This is a genomic window from uncultured Pseudoramibacter sp. (assembly GCF_903789625.1).
Classification (GTDB): domain Bacteria; phylum Bacillota; class Clostridia; order Eubacteriales; family Eubacteriaceae; genus Pseudoramibacter; species Pseudoramibacter fermentans.
Map to the genome: position 1 here is coordinate 161,820 of NZ_CAIFFF010000002.1, position 20,850 is coordinate 182,669.

Annotated in this window: 19 protein-coding genes and 2 tRNA genes; 1 reads left to right on the plus strand and 20 read right to left on the minus strand. The window is 45.6% G+C overall.

The genetic code is table 11. From position 1 onward, the window contains the following. Positions 1–84: 84 nt before the first annotated feature. Positions 85–357 carry an HPr family phosphocarrier protein gene (locus QZX60_RS02025; RefSeq protein WP_295360772.1) on the minus strand — a complete coding sequence of 91 codons (273 nt, stop codon included), beginning with the start codon at positions 355–357 and terminating at the stop codon, positions 85–87. A gap of 100 nt (positions 358–457) precedes the next feature. Then, complete coding sequence (locus tag QZX60_RS02030; RefSeq protein WP_295360774.1) at positions 458–1,237, minus strand: HAD family phosphatase; 780 nt, start codon at positions 1,235–1,237, stop codon at positions 458–460. Between the two features lie 72 nt (positions 1,238–1,309). Between QZX60_RS02030 and QZX60_RS02035 the strand changes: the two genes are divergently transcribed. Next, positions 1,310–1,549 (plus strand): DUF1858 domain-containing protein, encoded by a 240-nt coding sequence (locus tag QZX60_RS02035; protein ID WP_295360776.1) that lies wholly within the window; start codon positions 1,310–1,312, stop codon positions 1,547–1,549. Between the two features lie 36 nt (positions 1,550–1,585). Here the strand turns inward: QZX60_RS02035 and hslO are convergent, their stop codons facing one another. The 18 genes from hslO to QZX60_RS02125 all read right to left on the minus strand — a co-directional run bounded on the left by hslO (position 1,586) and on the right by QZX60_RS02125 (position 20,721). Next, positions 1,586–2,509, minus strand: a complete 924-nt coding sequence (hslO, locus tag QZX60_RS02040; protein WP_295360778.1) for an Hsp33 family molecular chaperone HslO — start codon at positions 2,507–2,509, stop codon at positions 1,586–1,588. 177 nt (positions 2,510–2,686) lie between these two features. Then, positions 2,687–2,839 (minus strand): hypothetical protein, encoded by a 153-nt coding sequence (locus tag QZX60_RS02045; protein WP_295360779.1) that lies wholly within the window; start codon positions 2,837–2,839, stop codon positions 2,687–2,689. A 7-nt stretch (positions 2,840–2,846) separates the two neighbouring features. Continuing rightward, complete coding sequence (locus QZX60_RS02050; protein ID WP_295360781.1) at positions 2,847–3,614, minus strand: acyl-[acyl-carrier-protein] thioesterase; 768 nt, start codon at positions 3,612–3,614, stop codon at positions 2,847–2,849. A 71-nt stretch (positions 3,615–3,685) separates the two neighbouring features. Continuing rightward, on the minus strand, positions 3,686–5,107 hold the full coding sequence (locus QZX60_RS02055; RefSeq protein ID WP_295360783.1) for a hypothetical protein: 1,422 nt from the start codon (positions 5,105–5,107) through the stop codon (positions 3,686–3,688). A 51-nt stretch (positions 5,108–5,158) separates the two neighbouring features. Further along, on the minus strand, positions 5,159–5,452 hold the full coding sequence (locus QZX60_RS02060; protein ID WP_295360785.1) for a type II toxin-antitoxin system HicB family antitoxin: 294 nt from the start codon (positions 5,450–5,452) through the stop codon (positions 5,159–5,161). Between the two features lie 27 nt (positions 5,453–5,479). Next, positions 5,480–6,601, minus strand: a complete 1,122-nt coding sequence (glf, locus tag QZX60_RS02065; protein WP_295360787.1) for a UDP-galactopyranose mutase — start codon at positions 6,599–6,601, stop codon at positions 5,480–5,482. Between the two features lie 222 nt (positions 6,602–6,823). Further along, positions 6,824–7,483, minus strand: a complete 660-nt coding sequence (locus QZX60_RS02070) for a UDP-N-acetylglucosamine pyrophosphorylase (RefSeq protein WP_295360789.1) — start codon at positions 7,481–7,483, stop codon at positions 6,824–6,826. An 8-nt stretch (positions 7,484–7,491) separates the two neighbouring features. Next, positions 7,492–8,937 carry a hypothetical protein gene (locus tag QZX60_RS02075; protein WP_295360791.1) on the minus strand — a complete coding sequence of 482 codons (1,446 nt, stop codon included), beginning with the start codon at positions 8,935–8,937 and terminating at the stop codon, positions 7,492–7,494. A 2-nt stretch (positions 8,938–8,939) separates the two neighbouring features. Further along, positions 8,940–9,434 carry a hypothetical protein gene (locus QZX60_RS02080; RefSeq protein ID WP_295360793.1) on the minus strand — a complete coding sequence of 165 codons (495 nt, stop codon included), beginning with the start codon at positions 9,432–9,434 and terminating at the stop codon, positions 8,940–8,942. Positions 9,435–9,474: 40 nt separating this feature from the next. After that, complete coding sequence (locus QZX60_RS02085; RefSeq protein WP_295360794.1) at positions 9,475–10,095, minus strand: VanZ family protein; 621 nt, start codon at positions 10,093–10,095, stop codon at positions 9,475–9,477. A 134-nt stretch (positions 10,096–10,229) separates the two neighbouring features. Beyond that, positions 10,230–10,304 (minus strand) — tRNA-Gly (locus QZX60_RS02090). Positions 10,305–10,309: 5 nt separating this feature from the next. Next, positions 10,310–10,400: transfer RNA gene (locus tag QZX60_RS02095), tRNA-Leu, on the minus strand. 80 nt (positions 10,401–10,480) lie between these two features. Then, on the minus strand, positions 10,481–11,089 hold the full coding sequence (gene coaE / locus QZX60_RS02100; RefSeq protein ID WP_295360796.1) for a dephospho-CoA kinase: 609 nt from the start codon (positions 11,087–11,089) through the stop codon (positions 10,481–10,483). Continuing rightward, positions 11,076–13,751, minus strand: coding sequence for a DNA polymerase I (gene polA / locus QZX60_RS02105; protein ID WP_295360798.1), 2,676 nt, complete (start codon positions 13,749–13,751; stop codon positions 11,076–11,078). Before polA ends, coaE begins: the two co-directional genes overlap by 14 nt. Before the next feature lie 37 nt (positions 13,752–13,788). After that, the gene (gene galE, locus QZX60_RS02110; protein ID WP_295360800.1) at positions 13,789–14,805 is read right to left on the minus strand and encodes a UDP-glucose 4-epimerase GalE; all 1,017 of its coding nucleotides are present in this window, start codon (positions 14,803–14,805) and stop codon (positions 13,789–13,791) included. 183 nt (positions 14,806–14,988) lie between these two features. Then, positions 14,989–16,866, minus strand: a complete 1,878-nt coding sequence (locus QZX60_RS02115) for a DUF6020 family protein (protein ID WP_295360802.1) — start codon at positions 16,864–16,866, stop codon at positions 14,989–14,991. 40 nt (positions 16,867–16,906) lie between these two features. Next, complete coding sequence (locus QZX60_RS02120) at positions 16,907–18,085, minus strand: acyltransferase family protein (RefSeq protein WP_295360804.1); 1,179 nt, start codon at positions 18,083–18,085, stop codon at positions 16,907–16,909. Between the two features lie 152 nt (positions 18,086–18,237). Next, entirely contained in the window at positions 18,238–20,721 is a 2,484-nt protein-coding gene (locus tag QZX60_RS02125) for an RICIN domain-containing protein (RefSeq protein ID WP_295360806.1), read from the minus strand. Between the last annotated feature and the right edge of the window lie 129 nt (positions 20,722–20,850).

Consider the following 20,850-nt stretch of genomic DNA (forward strand, 5'->3'; position numbering starts at 1 on the left):
CCTTTCCATTTTGAGCGTAAAAAAACAAAAGACTGATGGTCTGTTCCCCTCAGTCTTTCAGTTACATTTCACCCTATTGATTTTTCATTCATCTGGCATGCCAAACTTATTTTCAATCAACGATGTCAAACGGTCCATCGCCGCTTTTTCATCGTCGCCATTGACTTCAAGTAAAATTTCATCGCCCTTTGAAACTGCCAAAATCATCACGCCCATGATACTCTTGGCGTTGACACGAGTTGATCCCTTACTGATATAAATTTCACTCGAGAATTCATTCGCCGTTTGTACAAAAAGCGAAGCTGGTTTTGCGTGCAGCCCTGCTTTGTTCGTTACCACTATATTTTTTGTAAGCATAATTCCACCCCTTATATATTCTGTCACAATCGATTATACACGATTTCATTATTTATTTCAAGCCAATTTCGGGACTCTTTAGCAATAATCGATAATATTTTCACAATTTCACATCAATGGCGTCAAAATACGTCCTGACCACGTCCAAATCCGGTAAAATCACCTCGGTCTTTGCCTTCATTTCTTCATCCGGCGCTTTCAGATCCGGCACCATGATCGGACGAAGGGCCGCCGCGTGGGCTGCCCGTATCCCGTTGTAGGAATCCTCAATCACAAAACCGTCTGTCGGCGCGATCGAAATCGCCTCCGCCGCTTTGAGGAAGATGTCCGGCGCCGGTTTGCTGCGCTTGACCATATCGCCGCAGATCAACGCGTCAAAATAATCGATAATGTCGGCATCCTTCAATTCTCGGCGCACCACTTCCTCACGGGTCGACGTCGCCAGCGCAACGGGCACGTCCCGCGATTTTAAATCCAATAAAAGGCCCTTTACGCCTTTTTTTAACTGAAGGCCGTGGTTTTCGTCGTACCGCCGATAGAATATTTCCCGCATTTCGTCTTCGTATTGATCGAAAGGAAAATCCGCGCCGTAGTAGTCGTCGAAGGTCTTCCGCGTTGCCTGAAAATTTGTACCCAAGCAGGCCACAATCACTTCCTCTATATTAGGGATCTGATGCTTGGCGGCCACTGCCTGCCAGGCTGACAGCACCTCACGCTCGGAATCAAAGATCACACCGTCCATATCAAAGATGACGCCGGAAAACGGCGCGGGCGTTTTGGACAATGCGCTTTTCAGAGCGTACTCGGCGAATTCAGCGTCTGAAAGGCAGACCGGCCCGATGTCCGTCTGAACCATCTGTCTCTTCTCTATATCCTGCATAAAAACCTCTTTCATTGTTCTTGCCATCATTCCCGCTATTTTGTTATAATGTTAGCACATTGGAGGAGAATCATGAACGAACCGAAAATAACCAAATCGATGGGCATTCTTGAAGCCGTCGAAAAATATCCAGAATCCCAGCGCTATTTTTTAATGGCTGGCATGTCCTGTTTCGGCTGCATGGCCGCGCAGTTTGAAAACATTGAGGAAGGCTGTCTGGCCCACGGTATCGACCCGGACGTCTTCGTCCGCAACCTCAATTTTTTCCTTTCGGGCGAAAAGCCGACGGAAACCAACCTGCCCCGCAGCTGAGAGCTGACGACACCAAACCGCATCACTGCGGTTTTTTTATTGCCTGAATTCGTCCTGAATCTGAATCTGCTTCAGACGTGCGCCCGACGCCTGTTCGCGGATGGCTTTCAGCTCATCGATTGAAAATTGATAGGTACTGCCGCAGAAATGGCAGCGCACTTCAATGGGTTCGCCGTCCTGGATGATGTCGTCCAGCTCCTTGACATTGATTGCAGCGAGCGCCCGACTCACCCGATCCTTCGAGCAGTCACAGACGAAGGCGGCCGGTTCTTTTCCCGTCCATTCCAGGCCCATCGGTCCTAAAATAGTTTCGAGAATATCTTCAGGTGTCATCCCCTTTTCCATCATTTCAGTGATCGAATCGATCTTGGCGATTTGATTTTCAAGAGCGGCTACCACACTTTCTTCCGCATTGGGCATCAGCTGTACAATAAAGCCGCCGGCATCTTCAACCGAACCGTCCTTTGCGACGCGGACGCCGAGCCCGACGGCCGAAGGCGTCTGTTCTGAGACGTTAAAATAGTAAGCGAGGTCTTCTGCAATTTCGCCGGAAATCAAATTGCAGATTCCGTTATAAGGTTCCTTTAACCCCATATCACGGATCACCGTCAGCGTTCCGTTACCCACAGCGCCGCCGACATCCAGTTTGCCCTTGTCGTTAATCGGCAGATCCACGTAGGGATTGACAGCGTAGCCCTTAACCTGGCCATGGCGATTGGCTGTGACCGTTAATCCCTTGGCCGGGCCGTCCCCGCTGATTTGAAGGGTTAAGACGTCATCGTCGCCCTTCATCATCGACCCCATCATGGCCCCCGCCGAGAGCAGGCGCCCCAGCGCCGCCGTCATCACGGGCGACGTGTTGTGGAGGGTCCTCGCCTTTTCAACTAATTCTGTAGCATCTATGGCGAAGGCGCGAATGCTCGCATTCGCAGCCGTCGCCGTCACAATATAATCTGACATAAGTATCACTTTCTTCTGTGTAAATAGACTTTGGCGTTTATTATATCAAAATGGAGAAAGAAATAAAGAAAAAATGGCCAATTTTTCGCGTTTGTACTCGAAATTGACCATTTCGCATTTGTTTTATTGCTTTATTTTCAAAGCAATAGAACAATTTAAGAAATTTATTTCTATTTTTTAGTTTTTCTTAGTTTTGTTGTGCCGATCATCTCGGCTGGCTCGTCTAAAATACCAAACCGCCAGCAGGATAAACGCGCCGATGATCAAAATCCGCAGCCCGCTGAAAAGCGAAAAAATAATCAGCGCTAACGCAATGAGTAACTCAATCATCTTTCGATTACCCCTCGTGATTCGGGCGTTTGGACGTCGGTCTGAGCGTCATGCCGATCTGGCAAAGCAGCTGCCCGTCACTGCTGTCAATATCGACGCGGTAAACATTTGGCTGCACCGCCTTGAATTTTGCGCTGATCACATCGCCGAATTTGGCCTGTTCCTTGTACAGAATATCGAAGGAGGCGACTTCCACCTCAGCGATCATTTCAGGCGGAATCGTTTCGACCGCCCAGGCCAAATAGCGGACGTTGTTTACATGGCCGTTGTAGTCAATGTCCAAATAGCGCACCGTAAATTCACGGTTGCCGTCCCATTCCGATACCCGCTTGAGCCTCGGGATTTTGTACTTTTCGTTCTCGTCCTTGAACTGGTACACCTCGTTGATGGCTTCATCGCTGACACGCACGATATGCTGCTTATCAAAATCCATCATCATCCAATGGGACTGCCCATTGGCTAAAACCTTCCCGTCTAAATCCTTCAGCACAAACCCACGGTTAGCGATAAAGCCCTGAGCCGCGCCTGCCCAAGTGCCGACCCGGACAGTCTGGAGAAATCGCGGATATTCGAGAATGTCGATGTGATATTTAACGACCATCCACGCCAAATGCATTTGATCCAGCTCGTACGGACCGGCATTCAAGGCTGCGCTGTGTTCCAGCGCAATTTCCTGAAAATAATTTAATACACTCACCGGCGACGCGCAGTAATTCTGCAGGCAATCGTAAGTGTAGATTTTCTGATCCTGATAGAAAACGCGTGATTCGTCCAATCGTTCCTCCATAACTTTTCTAAAATTGTCGATGAAAAAACCGCTGCAGCTGCAACGGTTTTGATCCAATATTATAATCCCGGTACCGCGTCTTTAAAGCGGACCATGTCTTTTTCAAAGGCTTCAGAATGATCTTTGACATTCTGCCAGCTCTGTTTTTTATAGGCCTGTGCGCGGCGGGACATCCCGGCGATGTAGCCTTCGTTCTCAACCACGTGAACCATCTGCGCCGCGTGCAGCGCCTGCAGATCGTCAACCCGCGCGCTCATTTCGGCAATCACCTCATCCTGTCCAAGACGCAGGGTTTGATTCATCGCAGCCATATCCTTAACGAGCGCCTTCGCCCAATCGACGGCTAGAATTTCCTTCCCGCCTCGGTGTAGAATCAGGAAACGATCTTGTCCGTTTTCCGCGACGCGCCACTCGTTGTCATCCGCTTCAGCCTGATCGCTGTCTGCACTGAACGCCTCCGCGGTCATGCAATAAAGCAGCAACAGGTGCATGATGTTCATATCGGTTTCGCTGATCCCGTAAGGATCGAAGGGATTGAGGTCCATTGTGCGCAGTTCAATGTACATGACGCCTTCTTCGTCGAGCGAGCGGATCCAGTCTTCCTTCGGATGAACCGGCTTAAGCCGCGCCTGCGCGTAAAACTCCTTCGGCTCAGACAATTTTCCCTGTTCCACGAAGGCTTCCAAATCGTCAATGAAATGACGAATCGTGTCGTATCGCGGATACAGCGTCTCTGTGTTTTTGTAACCCGGCGAGCCGCTTCTAAATGAAATGCCCTTTTTGGAATATTGACTGCCCCGATCGTCGGACCACGGCATCAGCTTCAGGCATTCGTCAATGAAAGAGCTGTGAGCCGCAACGGACGCGCCTGTCATGTAAATTAAAAACCATCGGTAAGTCAGATAGTTTTTTGCGATTTTCAAATACAATTGATTTTTGAAGCTCTGAAGGGTCTGCGCTCCGTCTTCCCGCTTCGCCTGCCGATACAATTTATCGACCGCAGTCAAGCCGAGCGAATAATTGAAATGAATCCCGGAAAACATCTGTTTCTTGGCACCGTATTTCTTCGCCAGATTTTGGCGGTAGCGCATTGCCTTTTCCGCGCCGGGCGCACCGGCGTAATGGGCAATCGGCACTTTCTGATCGTCCGGCAGGACACAGGGCACCGAATTGGGCCAAAGGTATTCGTCTGACGGGAGGACCGTGTTGACCATGTCGGTCAATGTGGCGAGCACGTGGTACGCTTCATGGGTCGACGTGCACGGCGGCGTGACAATTTCAACCTGGCTTTCTGAAAAATCCGTCGTGATATAGGGATTGGTGAGCTTATTGCCAAAGGCCGCCGGATGGGGCGTCAGAGAAAGCTGTCCATTCGCATAAGCTCTCAAGCCTTCCCGTTCAACGCCAAAGGAGCCGGACAAAATCTCTTCCGGCGTCAGGGTCTCTTTCAACCTGTCAATCGTAAAAAAATCGTCTTTCATAGCCCTCTGCCAATTTGAATTGTGTCTAAAAACCAATCAACTGCAGATCGCTTAAATCCACGTGTCCTTTGCTTTAACGCCTGTCCAGTATTTATCGATATCCGTGTAGACGTATTCGATGGTTTCGTTTTCGCCCGCTTTCATCAGACGTGCATTGGACGGATCGGGAATGGTTTCTTTGATCTGTGACTTTTTGACGTAGTATCGGCCGAGCACTTCCTTGGCGCGTTCCGCTAATTCTTCTTTGTCTGTTCCGGAAAAGGTTTCAATTTCTGGCAGATCCGGAAAACGACAGGTGATCTGATCACCTTCTTGTTTGTAAATAGCTGGGTAAATCTTTAACATAGTGCTTCCTCTCTAATTTTTTATTTTTTATTCAAACATTTGTTTGGTCTTATCAAGAGCCGATGCAATAACCGCGTCCATATCGTAATATTTGTACTCGCCGAGACGGCCACCGAACACCACTTGGTCTTCTGCGTCACCCAGTGCCTTGTACTGTTGATAAAGCGCACTGTTTTTGTCGTCGTTCACCGGGTAATAGGGTTCATCTCCCGGCTGCCATTCAGAGGAATATTCTCTGGAGATGACGGTTTTCGGCAGATCCTGTCCATTTTCATCCTTACCGAATTCGAACCATTTGTGTTCTATGATCCGCGTCCACGGCGTTTCCGAATCGGTGTAATTGACCGCGGCGTTCCCCTGGAAATTATCAATATCCATAAGTTCCGTTTCAAATCGGACTGAACGGTATTCCAAATGCCCCAATTTGTAATCGAAATAGGCATCAATCGGACCCGTATAGATGATTTGATCTGCCATTTCGTTAAACTTTTCCCGATTTTCGAGATAGTCGGTATTGAGTTCAACGCGGTCCACGTCAGCGATCATGTTTTCGACCATTTTCGTGTACCCGCCGATTGGGATGCCCTGATACAAGGCGTTGAAGTAATTGTTATCAAAAGTCAGACGGACCGGAAGGCGCTTGATGATAAACGCCGGCAGTTCCGTGCACGGACGGCCCCATTGTTTTTCGGTGTAGCCCTTGATCAGCTTTTCGTAAATATCCGTACCGACCAAACTGATCGCCTGTTCCTCTAAGTTTTTAGGCTCGGTGATTCCCGCTTCCTTACGCTGGGCTTCAATTTTCGCAGCCGCTTCCTGAGGTGTCACCACGCCCCACATTTTATTGAAGGTATACATATTGAAGGGCAGCGAATAAAGCTCGCCCTTGTAATTGGCGACGGGTGAGTTGGTAAAGCGGTTGAAGGTCGCAAAACGGTTGACGTAATCCCAAACTTCTTCGTTGTTGGTGTGGAAAATGTGCGCACCGTATTCGTGCACGTTGATGCCTTCGACCTTTTTGGTGTAGACATTGCCCGCGATGTTGGGTCTTTTGTCGATCATCATCACTGATTTGCCCGCCGCTTTTGCTTCGTGGGCAAAGACAGCGCCGTACAAACCCGTTCCGACAATCAAATAATCGTATTTCATACTGTTCTCCAAAACTTGTGATTTTACGCTATATCAAGCTCATCAAACCTGAAACTGCTCCCACGACGAGCGCAATTCCCAAAAGTCCGACGAATAATCTAATCAGGCAGCCTGTCAGCTTCAATTCAATTCTGATCACAATCAATGCAATAATGACTGCCACAATATAAGAAATAACGTTGCTCATATTATAACACTTTCTATTGATTTCACAAATTGACATTAACGCTTATTGACAATTTCTTTTGAATTTTTCACAATGCTGTTCGGTGGAATGACACCTCGGACGGAAGTCGTCGGGTAAACATTAGTATGAGGGCCGATCACCGTGCCAGGGTTGAGTACCGCATTGCAGCCCACTTCGACGTAATCGCCAAGCATCGCGCCAAATTTTTTCCGGCCTGTTTCAATTTCATTCCCATCTGCATGCACCAGCACGTTCTGACGGTCCGCCTTGACATTAGATGTGATTGAACCGGCACCCATGTGGGCGTGAAAACCGAGAATACTGTCGCCGACATAATTGTAATGGGGTGTTTCGACGTTGTCGAATAAAATAACATTTTTCAGCTCCACAGAATTGCCGACGACGCAGTTCGCGCCGACCAATGCCGATTCCCGAATGAACGCGCAGTGGCGGACCTGTGTCTGTGGCCCGATAATGCATGGCGCGCCGATATAGGCCGACGGAAATACGTCAGCGGTCTTGTGAATCCAAACCCCATCCTTCGGATGATCGTATTCATCTTCAGAAAGGGTTTCTCCGATTTTGTAAATCAAATCCTTGATCCCTGACAGCGCCTCCCACGGATAGGTGAAGCCTTCGAGATATGCTGCAGCCTGTGTGTGGGTTAAATCGTAAAGTTCTTTAATTTTAATCATCGTTTCTCCTAATGGCGTCTGTAGCGCCGTGAATTGCGGTTGGTCGTTTTCGCGCTGGGACTGCCGCTGTTCTGCCGCTTCTGCTGTAAAAGTCTGGCAATTTCCGCAGCCTGCGCGTCAGATGACCGCGAAGTGCTGGCCGGCCGGCTTGTTCGATTCGCCGTCAGCGGCGTCCGCTGCACGGCTGCGCGCTGGCAGGCCGTCTGCCCTGACGTCCGTCTGCCCGGCACCGAAGGTGCCCTGCCGATAATGGACTCGATCTCTGAGATCGGAATATGCCGCGTATTGGCGGTCAGGAAATCCTTGTCGTGTTCCGTCGCAAATAACGCCACGCCCAAAGCCAGCCAGAAGGTATTGTAATTGATGCCCAATATCAGCTGGTCAATGATAGCGTAAAGCGTGTAGCCCGTCGAAACAAAAAGCAGGTAATATTCACCTCGTTTGTACATTTTCCACAGGCCGTAAATGACAATGGCCATAAATAAAATACTGAAAATAATCCCGTATTCCTGCAGAACTAAAATGTACAATGAGTCAATAAAATTGTAACCAGGATTGAAAACGCCTCCTGCCGTTGACATCGGAAACGCCCGCGGCCACCACTTGATACCTCTGGTCAAAAGGGACGTGTGTTCCAAACGAAGTCGCCCTGACAGTGAGTTATTTAAACTCGTCCATCTAGCAACATTGGCGTCGTAATGGTACCCCATCCACAAGCAGATGCCACCGAAGATCAGCGGTGAAACAACCATCGCGAGCCACAGCGGTTTCATTTTCTCCGCCGGGATCGTCCGGTATTCGGAAATGTACGCAAAAGCCATAACCAGAAGTGTCAAATAAAAAGGCAATCTGGAATCCGTCATGATGAAAAGCGCAATATTAGCCGGGAGCAAAATAAGCAATTCTAATTTTCCCAGCTTTTCCTTCCGGATGTAGACGACCAAGGCACTGATATTAAATAACAACGTCGGACCAAATGATGCGTAGCGGAAGCCGACCCAATGTCTTGGACGCGCCACGTAAGAATCATAATGATTTTCGATGATACCAAAAAGCGAGCTGAACACCACAACCGCCAGCATAATCGAGCTGATCACAATCGTCAACCGAACGACCTTTTCGTAGTCGATATCTCTGGCACAGATAATAAACGCGACAATCCAGGTTACCTGGTCGGTCACGACATCCCCGATCGTAAAGTTAATCACCAGCAAAAACGCAAATCCCAGCAATACGCCCAGTTTTTCGTTTGTGGAACGCGGCGTATTGATGATTTCCTTGCACATCAAAAGTAAAATACTGAGTATCAGCAGTTGCGTGCCGATGGCAAACTTATAATTCACAACAAAATAAGACGTGTTGATAATGGAAACAAACAGGTAAACACTGTAAGAAATATAAAACAGCCAGCTGTTCAGATCCGTATTAACAAAGCGAATGAGTTTCTCTTTCATTCCTACCACGTTTTCACAAAGGTTTGAAGTTTCTTGATGGATTTCACTTCACTGCGGCCTGAACCAGTTACTTTGTAATATTTCGGCGTGCCGTCGCTGTTTTTAACCAACGCGCTCTTGCCATCGATATTGAAGGCAATCGACGTGCAGTAATTGTCCTGATCAAATCCAAAGACCACCGTCGGAGTCGTCGCATCTTTCGCCGTTACTGTGATTTTATGATTCGCCTGATCGCCAGTTGTCGTAAAGGTCGAGGTATCCAACGCATTCAAGGATTCCAGCGTTTCATCGTAAGAGCGGCTTTCCGCCACAACCCCTTGATTTTTCATGAACACATCCTGAAACAGCGCGGTCTGTTCATAGTGGTGGCTGGCACTGTCCGTCGACGATTTCGATTTTTTCGTCGTCGACGCGGTGGACTGCTGCCCGCACCCCGCCGCAACGAGGATCAGAGCCGCTGCCAGACCCAATAGCCAAATTTTCATACTTTTTTTCATTCTTATCTCTCCTCGTTCTGTTTATTCACTTTATGTTTCGTCATTTTCGCTTTCGACCGAGTGCTCTTTTCGGTATAACGAGCCGGTATACGACATACCCCAATAAAGTGCCAAGGGTGTTATTAAAAATATCATCCAGTTCAAACAAACCGCAATGGAAAATATACTGCATCACTTCGATGGAAAGGGAACAAATGATCCCGAAAAACAATGTCTGCCAGAAACAGCGCTTCCCCCTTGCCAGCGGAAATAAAAAGCCAACCGGTATGAGCATCGCGATATTTAAAAAGATCTGTTTCGCAAAATACCAGCTGTGCATCGCGAGCATGCTGCGGTATTCCCAAAATAAATTGAGATTCGCCTGGGATGCCGCTGTCGGCACTCTGGAGAAAACCGTCGAACCGAACATCAAATACAAATACAATACCAAGAACCAACCGAAAATCAACTGACTGAGCCGAATCCTGTGCCGCGCGCACCGCACAATTCCCCAGATCAGCGCTGCTGTGAGAATGAGCACGCCCATCCGCACCATATTCGGTGTCCATACCGGATGGTAGCCTTCCCAAATGTTTCCAGCCCATGCCTTCAAATCTGTCCGCTGCAGCTTTGCAGCCAGCGCGTTGAGGCCGCGAGTCAACAGATCAAAAAAATTTGTCATTCTCAATTTTCCTGCCTATCTCAACTTTGTTTATTTTGTTTATGCATTATAGAAAATCAAATTTAATGCTTTCTGAATCAAAGCCGATTCTTTTCAAAAAAAAAGCTCTTCCGAAGAAGAGCGTAATTTTAAAATGGAGCGGAAGACGAGATTTGAACTCGCGACCCTCGCCATGGCAAGGCGATGCTCTACCACTGAGCCACTTCCGCATCGATGGTGCGAGGAAAGGGATTCGAACCCTCACCGCTGTATAAGGAGCGACAGGTCCCTCAAACCTGCGTGTCTGCCTGTTCCACCATCCTCGCATCTGTTCACAACAGAACAATATTTATTATAGCTGATCTTTTTAAAATTGCAAGCTTTTTTTTAAATATTATCGATTTTTTTATATTATTTTGATTAAGCGGATGTTTTGCTCTAAGGTCAACGTGTCCCGGCTGTTGTCGATCACAATATCCGCCCGGCTGATCATTTCCTGATCCGACATCTGCAGATCGAGCATTCGTTCCGCCAAATCCCTATCGATATGATCCCGTCTCACAATGCGGTCAATCCGCGTCGATTTTCGGCAGACCACGACCGCAATCTGGTCCACGTATTGTTCCTGATGGGTCTGAAAAAACATCGGGCAGTCGTAAATGACTGCGGGCACCCCCTGTCGACAATAGGCTTCGATCGCGTCGAGGATTTCCCGCTGCAAAATCGGGTACTGGATCGCCTCAAGCTGTTTTTTGACACCCGGATCTCCGACCATTCTCTTCCGAAGCAGCTCGCGATTCAATTCACCCGATGCCGTTAAGACCTCTTTTCCAAAGGCCTCGACGATCAGCGGCAGCGCTTTGCCGCCGGGCGCTGTAATCTGATGCGCCATTTGATCCGCGTCGACGACCGGCAGATTGAACTGCTGATGAAAAATTTCGGATACTGTGCTCTTGCCAGAACCGATGCCGCCGGTCAGCCCGATGACAATGGTCTCTGAATTATTTGATGGCATACCATGAATCTCCTTGATGGGCGTCGACAACCAAAGGCACCGCCAGCTGAACGGTGTTTTCCATTTCTTCGATGAGCAGCGCCAGCACATCGTCCGCTTCGTCCTTCGGGGCATCGATGATCAATTCATCGTGAATCTGCAAAATCAGATGAGAGCGGAAGCTTTCTTTCTGAAGTCGGCAGTACACGTGGATCATCGCCATTTTCATAATATCCGCAGCCGTTCCCTGAATTGGCGTGTTCAGCGCAATGCGCTCGCCGCTTTTACGGATCATGCCGTTGCGGGACTGAATTTCCGGAATGTTGCGTCTGCGCCCGAATAAGGTCGTCACGTAGCCCTTTTCCTTCGCTTCTTCGACGATTCCTTCCATATAGGCCTGAACCTTGGGATAACGGGCGAAATACATATCGATGTAATTCTGCGCCTGTTGGCGGCCGATGCTCAGCTCTTTTCCGAGGCTGAAGGCCTGCTTGCCGTAAATCAAGCCAAAGTTGATCGCCTTAGCGTGACTGCGCTGTTCTCTTGTGACTTCTTCAAGAGGCACGCCAAAAATTTCAGAGGCTGTCCGGGCGTGGATGTCTTCCTTGCGGATAAAGGACCCGATTAAATTCTGATCGCCTGTCAAATGTGCGAGCACCCGCAGCTCGATCTGCGAGTAGTCCGCATCGAGCAAGGTTCGATCCGGCCCTTCAGGAATGAACACTTTCCGGATTTCCCGGCCCAAATCCGTTCGGACCGGAATATTCTGGAGATTGGGATCCGACGAAGAGATCCGCCCCGTTGCCGTCACCGTCTGGTTGAAATGGGAGTACACCCGTTGGGTCTTCGGGTCGACGTATTTAATCAGGCCGGCACCGTAAGTGGAGTTCAGCTTCGTCACCGTCCGGTATTCGAGAATATCCGGTACAATGTCGTGATAAGGCGCCAGCTGTTCGAGCACTTCGACCGACGTCGAGTAACCTGTTTTCGTCTTTTTAATTACCGGCAGCTGCAGCTCTTCGAATAAAATCTGCCCGAGCTGCTTCGTCGAATTGATATTAAAGGTCTGACCCGCCTCGTCGTAAATTTTTTCAGTCAATTCATGGATGCGGGTTTCAAAGGTCTTGGACAGCGCCGTAAGCTGATCCACATCGATCTGAAAGCCAATGCTTTCCATACTGGCGAGCACGTCGATCAACGGCATCTCGATGTCGCGGTACAGCTGTGTCATGCCCTCTTCTTCCAGACACGTGCTCAACTCTTCAAGCAGATCGGCCAGGGCCTGACATTCCGCCGCCATTTGGGCGCGCATGACCGCAGGGTCTATGTCGCCCAGCTTTTTGCGTTTTTTGCCCTTTCCGAATAAAGTCTCTTCATCTGCAATGTGCCGATCGAGGTATTTAAGCGCCAGATCAGAGAGGTCGTACCGACGGTCCGTCGGCTCCAGCAAATAAGCCGCAACGTACGTATCAAAGCCCAGATTACCGAGCTCCGCGCCGTAGGCCTCAAAATCGTGAATCAGTGCTTTTAAATCGTGCCCCACAACGGCCAAATCGTCCGCGTTGGGCAGATCGTCAAATTCACGAATAAAGCGCGCGACGAGCTTGGGATCGTCCACAACCCATATTTTTTTGAAATCGCTGAAGGCTAGATAGGCGCAGTCTGCTTCTCTTCGAAAGTGGATCGCAATCCGATCCAGCTTTGCCAGCTGAAGCTGCACAAAATACAAATCCTTTTCCGAATCAATACTCGAGAACGGCACAGATGTGCTATTGCCTTGAGTTGCCGCCTCGCCGCTCTGCCCCCGCGTGCGCTCAATGCTGCGGATAATAGAAGAGAATTCCAGCTCGTTTAAAGTGGCCATCACCTCGGGATTAAATAAATCGCGCATCTGCATCGCGTCTTCGTCGATTTCAATTGGGGCTTCCACGTCGATTCGCCCGAGGAACAGACTCAAATAGGCGCTGTCCTTCCCTGCTTCGACCTTTTCTTTTTGTTTGCCCTTTAATTCGTCAATATGTTCATAGAGACCGTCAACAGTCTTGTATTTTTTGACGAATTTGAGCGCTGTCTTTTCACCGATTCCTTTTATGCCCGGAATATTATCGGAAGTGTCACCCATCAGCGCCTTGACCTGAATCAATTCAACCGGTGCGATGCCATATTTTTCGTCAATGGCTGCCGGGTCGATTTCTTCAAATTGCGAGCCGCTGCGCGTCGTCGTGTAGAGAATGTGAATGTTGTCTTCGACCAGCTGGAATGAATCGCGGTCCCCAGTGATGATCTGCGCCAAAACTGGCGCTGCTTTGTGTGCAAAATGCTTGGATACCGTCCCGACAATATCGTCGGCTTCGTAGCCTGCCAATGTCAGCACCGGCACCTGCATTTCACCCAGCAGTTTTTTCATCAAATCCAGCTGGATAATCAGCTCTTCCGGCATCTTGTCTCGGCCAGCTTTGTACTCGTCGTACGTTTTGTGGCGGAATGTCGGTTCCGGCAGGTCAAAAGCGACGGCAAGGTAGTCCGGACGCATTTCATTTTGAATCTGCTGGAGCAGTTTTACAAAACCGTAAATGGCATTGGTTGGCACGCCCTTGGTGCTGGCCATACCGCGAATCCCGTAAAACATCCGAAACAAAATGCTGTTGCCGTCGATTAAGATTGCTTTCTGCTGTGCGCCCATCCTCTACTCCTATTTTATGCTTTCAATTCAGTTTTCTTTATTTTCGGTATCCGTCCGGATTTTTCTTTTGCCAATTCCAGGAATCCCGGCACATATCTTCCAGGTTGTGCTTAGCAGTCCAACCGAGTACGTCCTTCGCTTTATCCGCGTTCGCCCAGAACTGCGGCAGATCGCCAGCCCGTCTCGGCCCGATTTCATACGGGATTTTCAAATCGTTGGCCGCTTCAAAGGCGTGGACGATGTCCAGAACCGAGTACGGTGTACCCGTGCCCAGATTGAAGATTTCAGTGCCTTTGTGGTTTTCTGCGTATTCGACCGCCTTGACGTGGCCTTCGGCCAGGTCGACCACGTGGATGTAGTCGCGGCGGCAGGTGCCGTCCGGTGTGTCGTAATCGTCGCCGAAAATGGTCAGGTGATCCAGCTTACCGACGGCAACCTGTGAAATGTAAGGCATCAAATTGTTCGGAATGCCCTTCGGGTCTTCGCCGATCAAGCCGCTTTCGTGGGCGCCGATCGGATTAAAGTACCGAAGCAAAATCAAGGTCATGTCCGGGTTGGCCACGACGGCGTCCTGCAGAATCTGTTCCATCATCGATTTGGTCCAGCCGTAGGGGTTGGTGCAGCTGCCCTTGGGCATCGTTTCGACGTAAGGGATCGGGTTTTCCGAGCCGTAAACTGTTGCAGAAGATGAGAAAACGAAGCGGCTGACGCCCGTTTCCGCCATACATTCCAGAAGCGTCAGCGTCGTGTCGATGTTGTTGCGGTAATACAGCACCGGCTTTTGGACCGATTCACCAACGGCCTTCAAGCCCGCGAAGTGAATCACGCAGTCGATTTTATTCGATTTAAAAATTTTCATCATCGCTTCCCGATCCTGCACGTCAGCTTCGTAATGCACGATCGGCTTGCCCGCCAGAGCTTCAACCCGATTCACCGCTTCCGGTGATGAGTTGTAATAATTATCCACGATGACGACATCGTGTCCGTTTTCGATCAAAGACAGCGCTGTGTGGCTGCCAATGTAACCGGCGCCGCCGGCTAAAAGTATATTCATGGGAACCTCCTCTGAATTTTACCAACTTAATCAGGTTTTATTATAACTATTTTTACGTTTAAATACCAATTTATAGTAAAAAGTTAAAATTTGATACGCTTTCAAACATCCGAAATCGGTTTAAACTCCATATCGTTGTTGTTATCCTCACTATATTTTCTATCTTATTGCAGTAATCATTAATTAATCACTTGAATCCTTCGGATTTGAAAATCCGATTAATGCAAATAAAGCTGGCAACGAAGCTGCAACTGGTGCAAAATACCTGAAACACCCATTAACAGGAGAGGCCATGCAAGTCAACACCATAAGCAGCAAAGCCGTGCATGGAAGCGCATAAGCATAATGCCTTGTTTTTAACATCCAAAACGTAATTAACACAGCTGTCCAAGTATATATTGCAATTAAATTCATCAGGCTGAAGATCGGAAGATGCTCCCATAAATCTGCCCATTTGTCTAGAATTTCACGCGGTATTACTAGCGATTTAGGTTGAGATAAGTGAAAGGCCTTGTCCGGATAACATTGGGTACCAAGCCAATTCCAAATACACATATTGCTGTTCCAATTGCCGTCGTCATAATTTCCGATCGGTGTAAACGCGTAATAACCGTAAGAGCCACCCAAAAATGCTTCTAAATATGTTACAGGATAACGTATAAAATATTTTTTCCAAACCGGCAGCAAATGACAAATCGCCTGTTTAGTAGAAACACTAGCTAAAGGAGAAACGGATTTAATTGGATCAGACACTAATGGGTCATAATTCTGAACAGATTCTATAGAAATCGCTTGGCTGATCTCGTTAAGATCCTCTTTTGTGAGTTCATCTCGGTGATCCCGAACGGTTCTTGCAATCTGTTGAAGCGGTACTGAGAATGCCTCCACTGGGCTTCCTTTAGCAACGCCGATAAAATGATAAATACTGTAATTAAAAATAAAATAACTAGAAAGCAAGAGCAAGAGCAAAATGCTTTTAACCACTTTTACACGATGACGCATGAAAAAAACAATAAGCAGCAACGTAACTGGCAGAATGCAGTAAATAAAATTATTTCGCATTAGGGACGCAAAAGCACCTGCCGCCCCGTTTGCAATATAATCATAAAGATGATCCTCCTTTTTTTGAACTTTATTAATTAATACAATCAGCGTCAAAATATACAAACAAAAGATAGCCGCCCCAAACGTGTCCTTAAAGGCATGCTTCGCGTAGGCACCCCACACAGGTGTGACCGCGTAAAACAAAATCGTTCCCAGATACACCCATTTCGGAAGTCCTGATTTTTTGACAAAAAATGCGCAAAAAGAGTAAATGCACACAATAACTGCATCTCGCACTAAGACAAACAAGAAAATGCCTAAATTTTGGTTGCCAATGGCAGCTCCTAGACGCCAAAAAGTTGAAATCATTAAGTTGGACAGCCAAGGATGATGATTGCTTGGCGGCAACTGTCCAATTACTGTATCAATTTGAAAAAATACATCGTTATCCATACTTGCTGGATAATAGATGATCACCCACGGCAGCCAAAAAAGGCTGATAACAATAACACTGAAAAGGAAGGGGTGTTTCTCAATAAATGTAAACTTTGTTTTAGACTCAATTGGCAGATTCATATTATGATCAAAAAATAAAAAGATACAATAAGCAATCTCATAGAAAATAACGGCGTATCCAATTGCGATAAAAATGCTGCATAGTGTCAAACTTCCCGAATTAAAAGGCAAGCGACCATTGTAATACATGTGAAGACCGCATGTATTTGAAATGCCGAAAATAATGCTGACAACAATGAGACCGAATGATGGATGATGTTCATTTTTTTGCTGCAGACTCGTAATCAGAAACAAAGAGACAGCAAAAAAAAGGGACAAGAAGGCTGTTATCACTCCAAAGCCGTTAAAACTAAAGGCAACATTGAGAAAACTGTTAATGCCTGAAAAAGTAGTGGTTTGATTCGGCTTCGGCTGATAATTCCACGTTACAACAGCAGACAAATAAATACCTGCGGCCAAATATAGGAGAACTTTTTTTAAAGATATTTTCGAAAATGTCATATTAACCCAATGGATTCCTTTCTAAATTTTTTAAATAAATTCAACTAATCTTCGCCTGAATCAAAAAATTTTTCCACCACTTTTTAATAAAATACCCAATTTTCATCAAAACAAAAGTAATAACCAACCCAAACAACATGTATAGAATAGCTAATTGTTTTTTCGGAATACAGTAGTAAATCTGTGTCTTATATCTTCCTACATCAAAAAGAGCATTCTGAGAAATCTTTCCACTGATTTTTAACGCCAAATAAATTAATGTATTCATTACAAAATACCCAAACAAATGAAATGACATAATCCACTTTGAATTTTTACCAATAAAAATTAGTGATTTAAACTTTTGAGGAATCTGAGCAATAAATTCTGAGATACGTAACCAAAATGTAATACCAATAATTCCTTCTACATAAAAAGCTAGTCCGTAAAATCGAAATCCATTTGTTATTCCCCAAAGACCCGAATCAAGTTCACCATGCAGGAGGGCAATCATTACCCCTTGCATTGCGAAAAGCGTTCCGAAATATTTGGCGTTATTTATTTTTTGAACATTTTCTTCAAGGTAGTTTCTATAAAAATAGCCTGCCTCTAGAAAAAACACCATTATTAATGAGCGGAGATAAACTATTGCCCATTCTGGTGGGTTCAGTTTTCGAACACAAATGACACTTGCTACGCCAAGCACCAGTGTTGTAAATAATAATAGCAATTCATATTGTTTATTGTTATAGAAAAAAAAGACTATCTTGCGCAATAGAATGAAGAATAATTCCGCTAGAAAAATAGCAATTAAATACCATGTTGGGATAGAAAAATCTATTGGCTGTCTAGTTATCCAAGGATAAATCAACCATACCTTTAGTGAAAAAGGATAACCAACAGTAAAATCTTTTAATCGTATTAAACTTTGAAATAAAAAAAAGGCTCCATTAATTGCATAAAACGGTAATATCATTGTTCGAAACTTTTTTCTCAAAAAACCACTAATATGATTTTCAAAATCTTTATTATAAAAATAACCAGAAATAAAAATAAAAAGTGGCATATGGTACGAATAATATGGGAGCCAACCGCCTAATGTTATTATACCTTGTGGCGATTCATTAATATACCCTCCGTCAATATGCCCAAGCATAACGGCTATCATTCCAATTGCGGAAAGAATACACATTTGGTAATTAAATTTATTTTTTATTCTATTTTCTTGCATAGGATTCATAAAATTTCTACTCTAATTTATTGTACAAGAAGGATTTTGCTTTTTCATTCAGTGAAAATATCCCATCAACAAAATATAATTGACTATCAATCAATTGTAAGCAAAAACCCTTTTACAAATTATCTTGTAAAAGGGTTAAGCTCTATTCTAAATTAAAAACTAGAATACGCCTTATTCATATCAATGCTTCCTGACAATCCCGGTACGCTGCCACGGTCACTGTACTGCCAAATATCAATATGATTACTATATTGCGGTTTCGAAGAGCTATTCCATGAATATGGATATTGCGCGTACCAAATCTTATAGTTTTTAATCATGCTATAGTTCAGATGGTTGTTTAGCCAATTTTGATTAGCGTAAATCATCGGCGTATATCCCGCTTTTTTCACCTCTTCACAGAAAGCGATGGCGTTCTTGGATTGCTGTGTTTTACTTAAATAGGAAATTCGATCGTCTTCCAAATCGATGCAAATCGGCATTTTCAAGCTTCTGCCATTCAGCAAGCTAATGGCGTAATCCGCTTCCTGACGCGCTTCTTTTTCGTCGTCTGCGTAGCTGTACACATAAACGCCGAAGGGCATCCCTGCTTTTGTCGCATTTTCATAATTGTTATTGAATTGCTTGTCCATCGCGCCATTTCCCGCATGGCCCCAGGCAATTCTCAGCATTGCAAAGGAGTATCCAGCATTTTTCGCTTTGCGCCAGTTATCCGCGCTGATGTATCCTTGCCATTCAGAAACATCGAAGCCTAAACCACCTGCGTATACAGCGGATGCGAATTCGGAAGCTGAGGCTCGATTAATATCAAATTGCTGCGCCTGCGTGTTGTTGTTACTATAAATTTGAAGTCTGGCATTGTCTTCTGTTGAACCGCCTGAAACGTCAAGCGCATAGCCCGTTGCACATTCAGGAACCAATGCATAATGATCAGATGATTTAACTATTAGCCATTTCTGTGCTTTTGTTCCGTTTGTTGTGTACACCTGCACATCAGCTTGACTGTTTGCACCGCCAACAACATCTAAGGCTTTTGAATTATCTCCAATATTTACAATCGTATAGGATAAATCTGCATTACGTTTAAGGATCCACCCTTGAGCATAAGACGTTGACTTCGTATTTTGTGTAATCCCATTTCCGTTGATCGTCAGTGATTTGCCGCTTTTCACATTAGTAATTCTGGATGTTATGTTATCTCCAATGTCATTAGCTTGTATGTACGAAGAAATGTCTGTTACTTTTTCAATTGTAAAGGCTTGCGCTTTTGTCCCATTCGATGTGTAAAGCTGGGCTTTGGTCCCTTCAGAAGAAGAATCGCCTGTGATATCCAAAACTCGATTTGTAGAACACTCTGGTTTTAAATTATAAGACGACCCGTTTTTTTCAATCTTCCATCTTTGGGCCTTTGTATCATTCGAAGAATATGTTTGGATGGCGGTTCCGTTAACATCCCAAGCCCCACTTACGTCTAATACCTTACCGGATGCTTGGTTTGTAATTTTATAAACACCGTCTGTTAATTCAAATTTCCAAAGCTGCTGTTTGATATTGGCAGATGAAGCTTGAACCACTTGACTATCGCCGCTTTCTGTTAGTACCTTTCCATTTCCGGAATTTACTAATTTCGCAATAAAACCGGTGCCGACATCTGCTGTTGGCAGCTGTTGTTCATCGTTCGTCTTCTCAACATTAAAAGATTGCGCGCTTGAATTGTTCATTCGGTATAATTGGACATTCGTTCCAATATTTGAACTATTGCCCGCGATATCTACGCTTCGAGAGCCGGACATTGCCGGACGCAAAGTATACGAACCGTCATCCCGTTTTAACAAATACCATTTCTGTGCATTGGTCTGGTTGGCTGGATATGTTTGAATATTAGTACCATCCTTATCAATCGCGCCGGATACATCTAACGCTTTTCTATTTGCACAATTCGTAATCGTATATGTATTTGACGATTTATTTAATTCAAATTTCCATACTTGATTCTTAGAAATTTGTGTATTGTCAATCACAACATTAGAGCCGGCAACTGATAGTGACCGTCCTGACGAAGTCAAACGCGCGTAAAAGTTTGTTCCCAAATCTGTGGAACCATTAACGGGATTTCCAATCACAATTTTAAACTTTTGCGCAGCGGTATTATTTTCCTGGTAAAGCTGAACGTTTGTACCATTGGTATTAATTTTCCCGCCTGTGACATCCATCACTTTGTCATTAGAGCAAGCTGGCTGCAGCGTATAACTGCCATCTGATTCAAGATTTAAAGTCCACTTTTGAGCGTCTGATCCATTATCGCTGTAAATCTGAATGTTTGCACCATTTTTATCTGATGCACCGCTCACATCTAATGCTTTTTGCGTTCCTTTATTGATTATTTTGTATTGTCCGTCGCCTATTGGAATGAATTCCCAATACTGATCCTGGCTGTACTGATTGGTTTCTAAAACAATGACATTATCACTATCCCGTGATACTGCTTTATCGCCGACTAATATTTGAGCTGTGAAGCTGTCTTCCGGCAAACTTTCCGCTGCATTAACAGACTGCGGAATAAATAATAATAACGAAATAAAGAGAAGGCTTAAAATAAAAACAATATTTTTTGCCCTCAGTTTTGAAACGCTCATACAACCATCCTTTCAAAATTCGTTTTATAAAGATACATTTTTATTATACTTTAAAAAAATTTTTAAGTAAAGATTCTTCTCTATTCTTAATTATTATATTTTGCTTGAAAATAAAAGAAAATACCAATA

Excerpts from the sequence above, each read along its gene's own strand:
- QZX60_RS02060 (WP_295360785.1), bottom strand. The coding sequence starts at position 5,452 with ATGTTAAAGATTTACCCAGCTATTTACAAACAAGAAGGTGATCAGATC.
- polA (WP_295360798.1), bottom strand. The coding sequence starts at position 13,751 with ATGGGCGCACAGCAGAAAGCAATCTTAATCGACGGCAACAGCATTTTG.
- glf (WP_295360787.1), bottom strand. The coding sequence starts at position 6,601 with ATGAAATACGATTATTTGATTGTCGGAACGGGTTTGTACGGCGCTGTC.
- QZX60_RS02025 (WP_295360772.1), bottom strand. The coding sequence starts at position 357 with ATGCTTACAAAAAATATAGTGGTAACGAACAAAGCAGGGCTGCACGCA.
- QZX60_RS02045 (WP_295360779.1), bottom strand. The coding sequence starts at position 2,839 with ATGATTGAGTTACTCATTGCGTTAGCGCTGATTATTTTTTCGCTTTTC.
- QZX60_RS02125 (WP_295360806.1), bottom strand. The coding sequence starts at position 20,721 with ATGAGCGTTTCAAAACTGAGGGCAAAAAATATTGTTTTTATTTTAAGC.
- hslO (WP_295360778.1), bottom strand. The coding sequence starts at position 2,509 with ATGTCAGATTATATTGTGACGGCGACGGCTGCGAATGCGAGCATTCGC.
- QZX60_RS02120 (WP_295360804.1), bottom strand. The coding sequence starts at position 18,085 with ATGAATCCTATGCAAGAAAATAGAATAAAAAATAAATTTAATTACCAA.
- QZX60_RS02085 (WP_295360794.1), bottom strand. The coding sequence starts at position 10,095 with ATGACAAATTTTTTTGATCTGTTGACTCGCGGCCTCAACGCGCTGGCT.
- QZX60_RS02075 (WP_295360791.1), bottom strand. The coding sequence starts at position 8,937 with ATGAAAGAGAAACTCATTCGCTTTGTTAATACGGATCTGAACAGCTGG.
- QZX60_RS02055 (WP_295360783.1), bottom strand. The coding sequence starts at position 5,107 with ATGAAAGACGATTTTTTTACGATTGACAGGTTGAAAGAGACCCTGACG.
- galE (WP_295360800.1), bottom strand. The coding sequence starts at position 14,805 with ATGAATATACTTTTAGCCGGCGGCGCCGGTTACATTGGCAGCCACACA.
- QZX60_RS02080 (WP_295360793.1), bottom strand. The coding sequence starts at position 9,434 with ATGAAAAAAAGTATGAAAATTTGGCTATTGGGTCTGGCAGCGGCTCTG.
- QZX60_RS02070 (WP_295360789.1), bottom strand. The coding sequence starts at position 7,483 with ATGATTAAAATTAAAGAACTTTACGATTTAACCCACACACAGGCTGCA.
- QZX60_RS02030 (WP_295360774.1), bottom strand. The coding sequence starts at position 1,237 with ATGCAGGATATAGAGAAGAGACAGATGGTTCAGACGGACATCGGGCCG.
- coaE (WP_295360796.1), bottom strand. The coding sequence starts at position 11,089 with ATGCCATCAAATAATTCAGAGACCATTGTCATCGGGCTGACCGGCGGC.
- QZX60_RS02035 (WP_295360776.1), top strand. The coding sequence starts at position 1,310 with ATGAACGAACCGAAAATAACCAAATCGATGGGCATTCTTGAAGCCGTC.
- QZX60_RS02115 (WP_295360802.1), bottom strand. The coding sequence starts at position 16,866 with ATGACATTTTCGAAAATATCTTTAAAAAAAGTTCTCCTATATTTGGCC.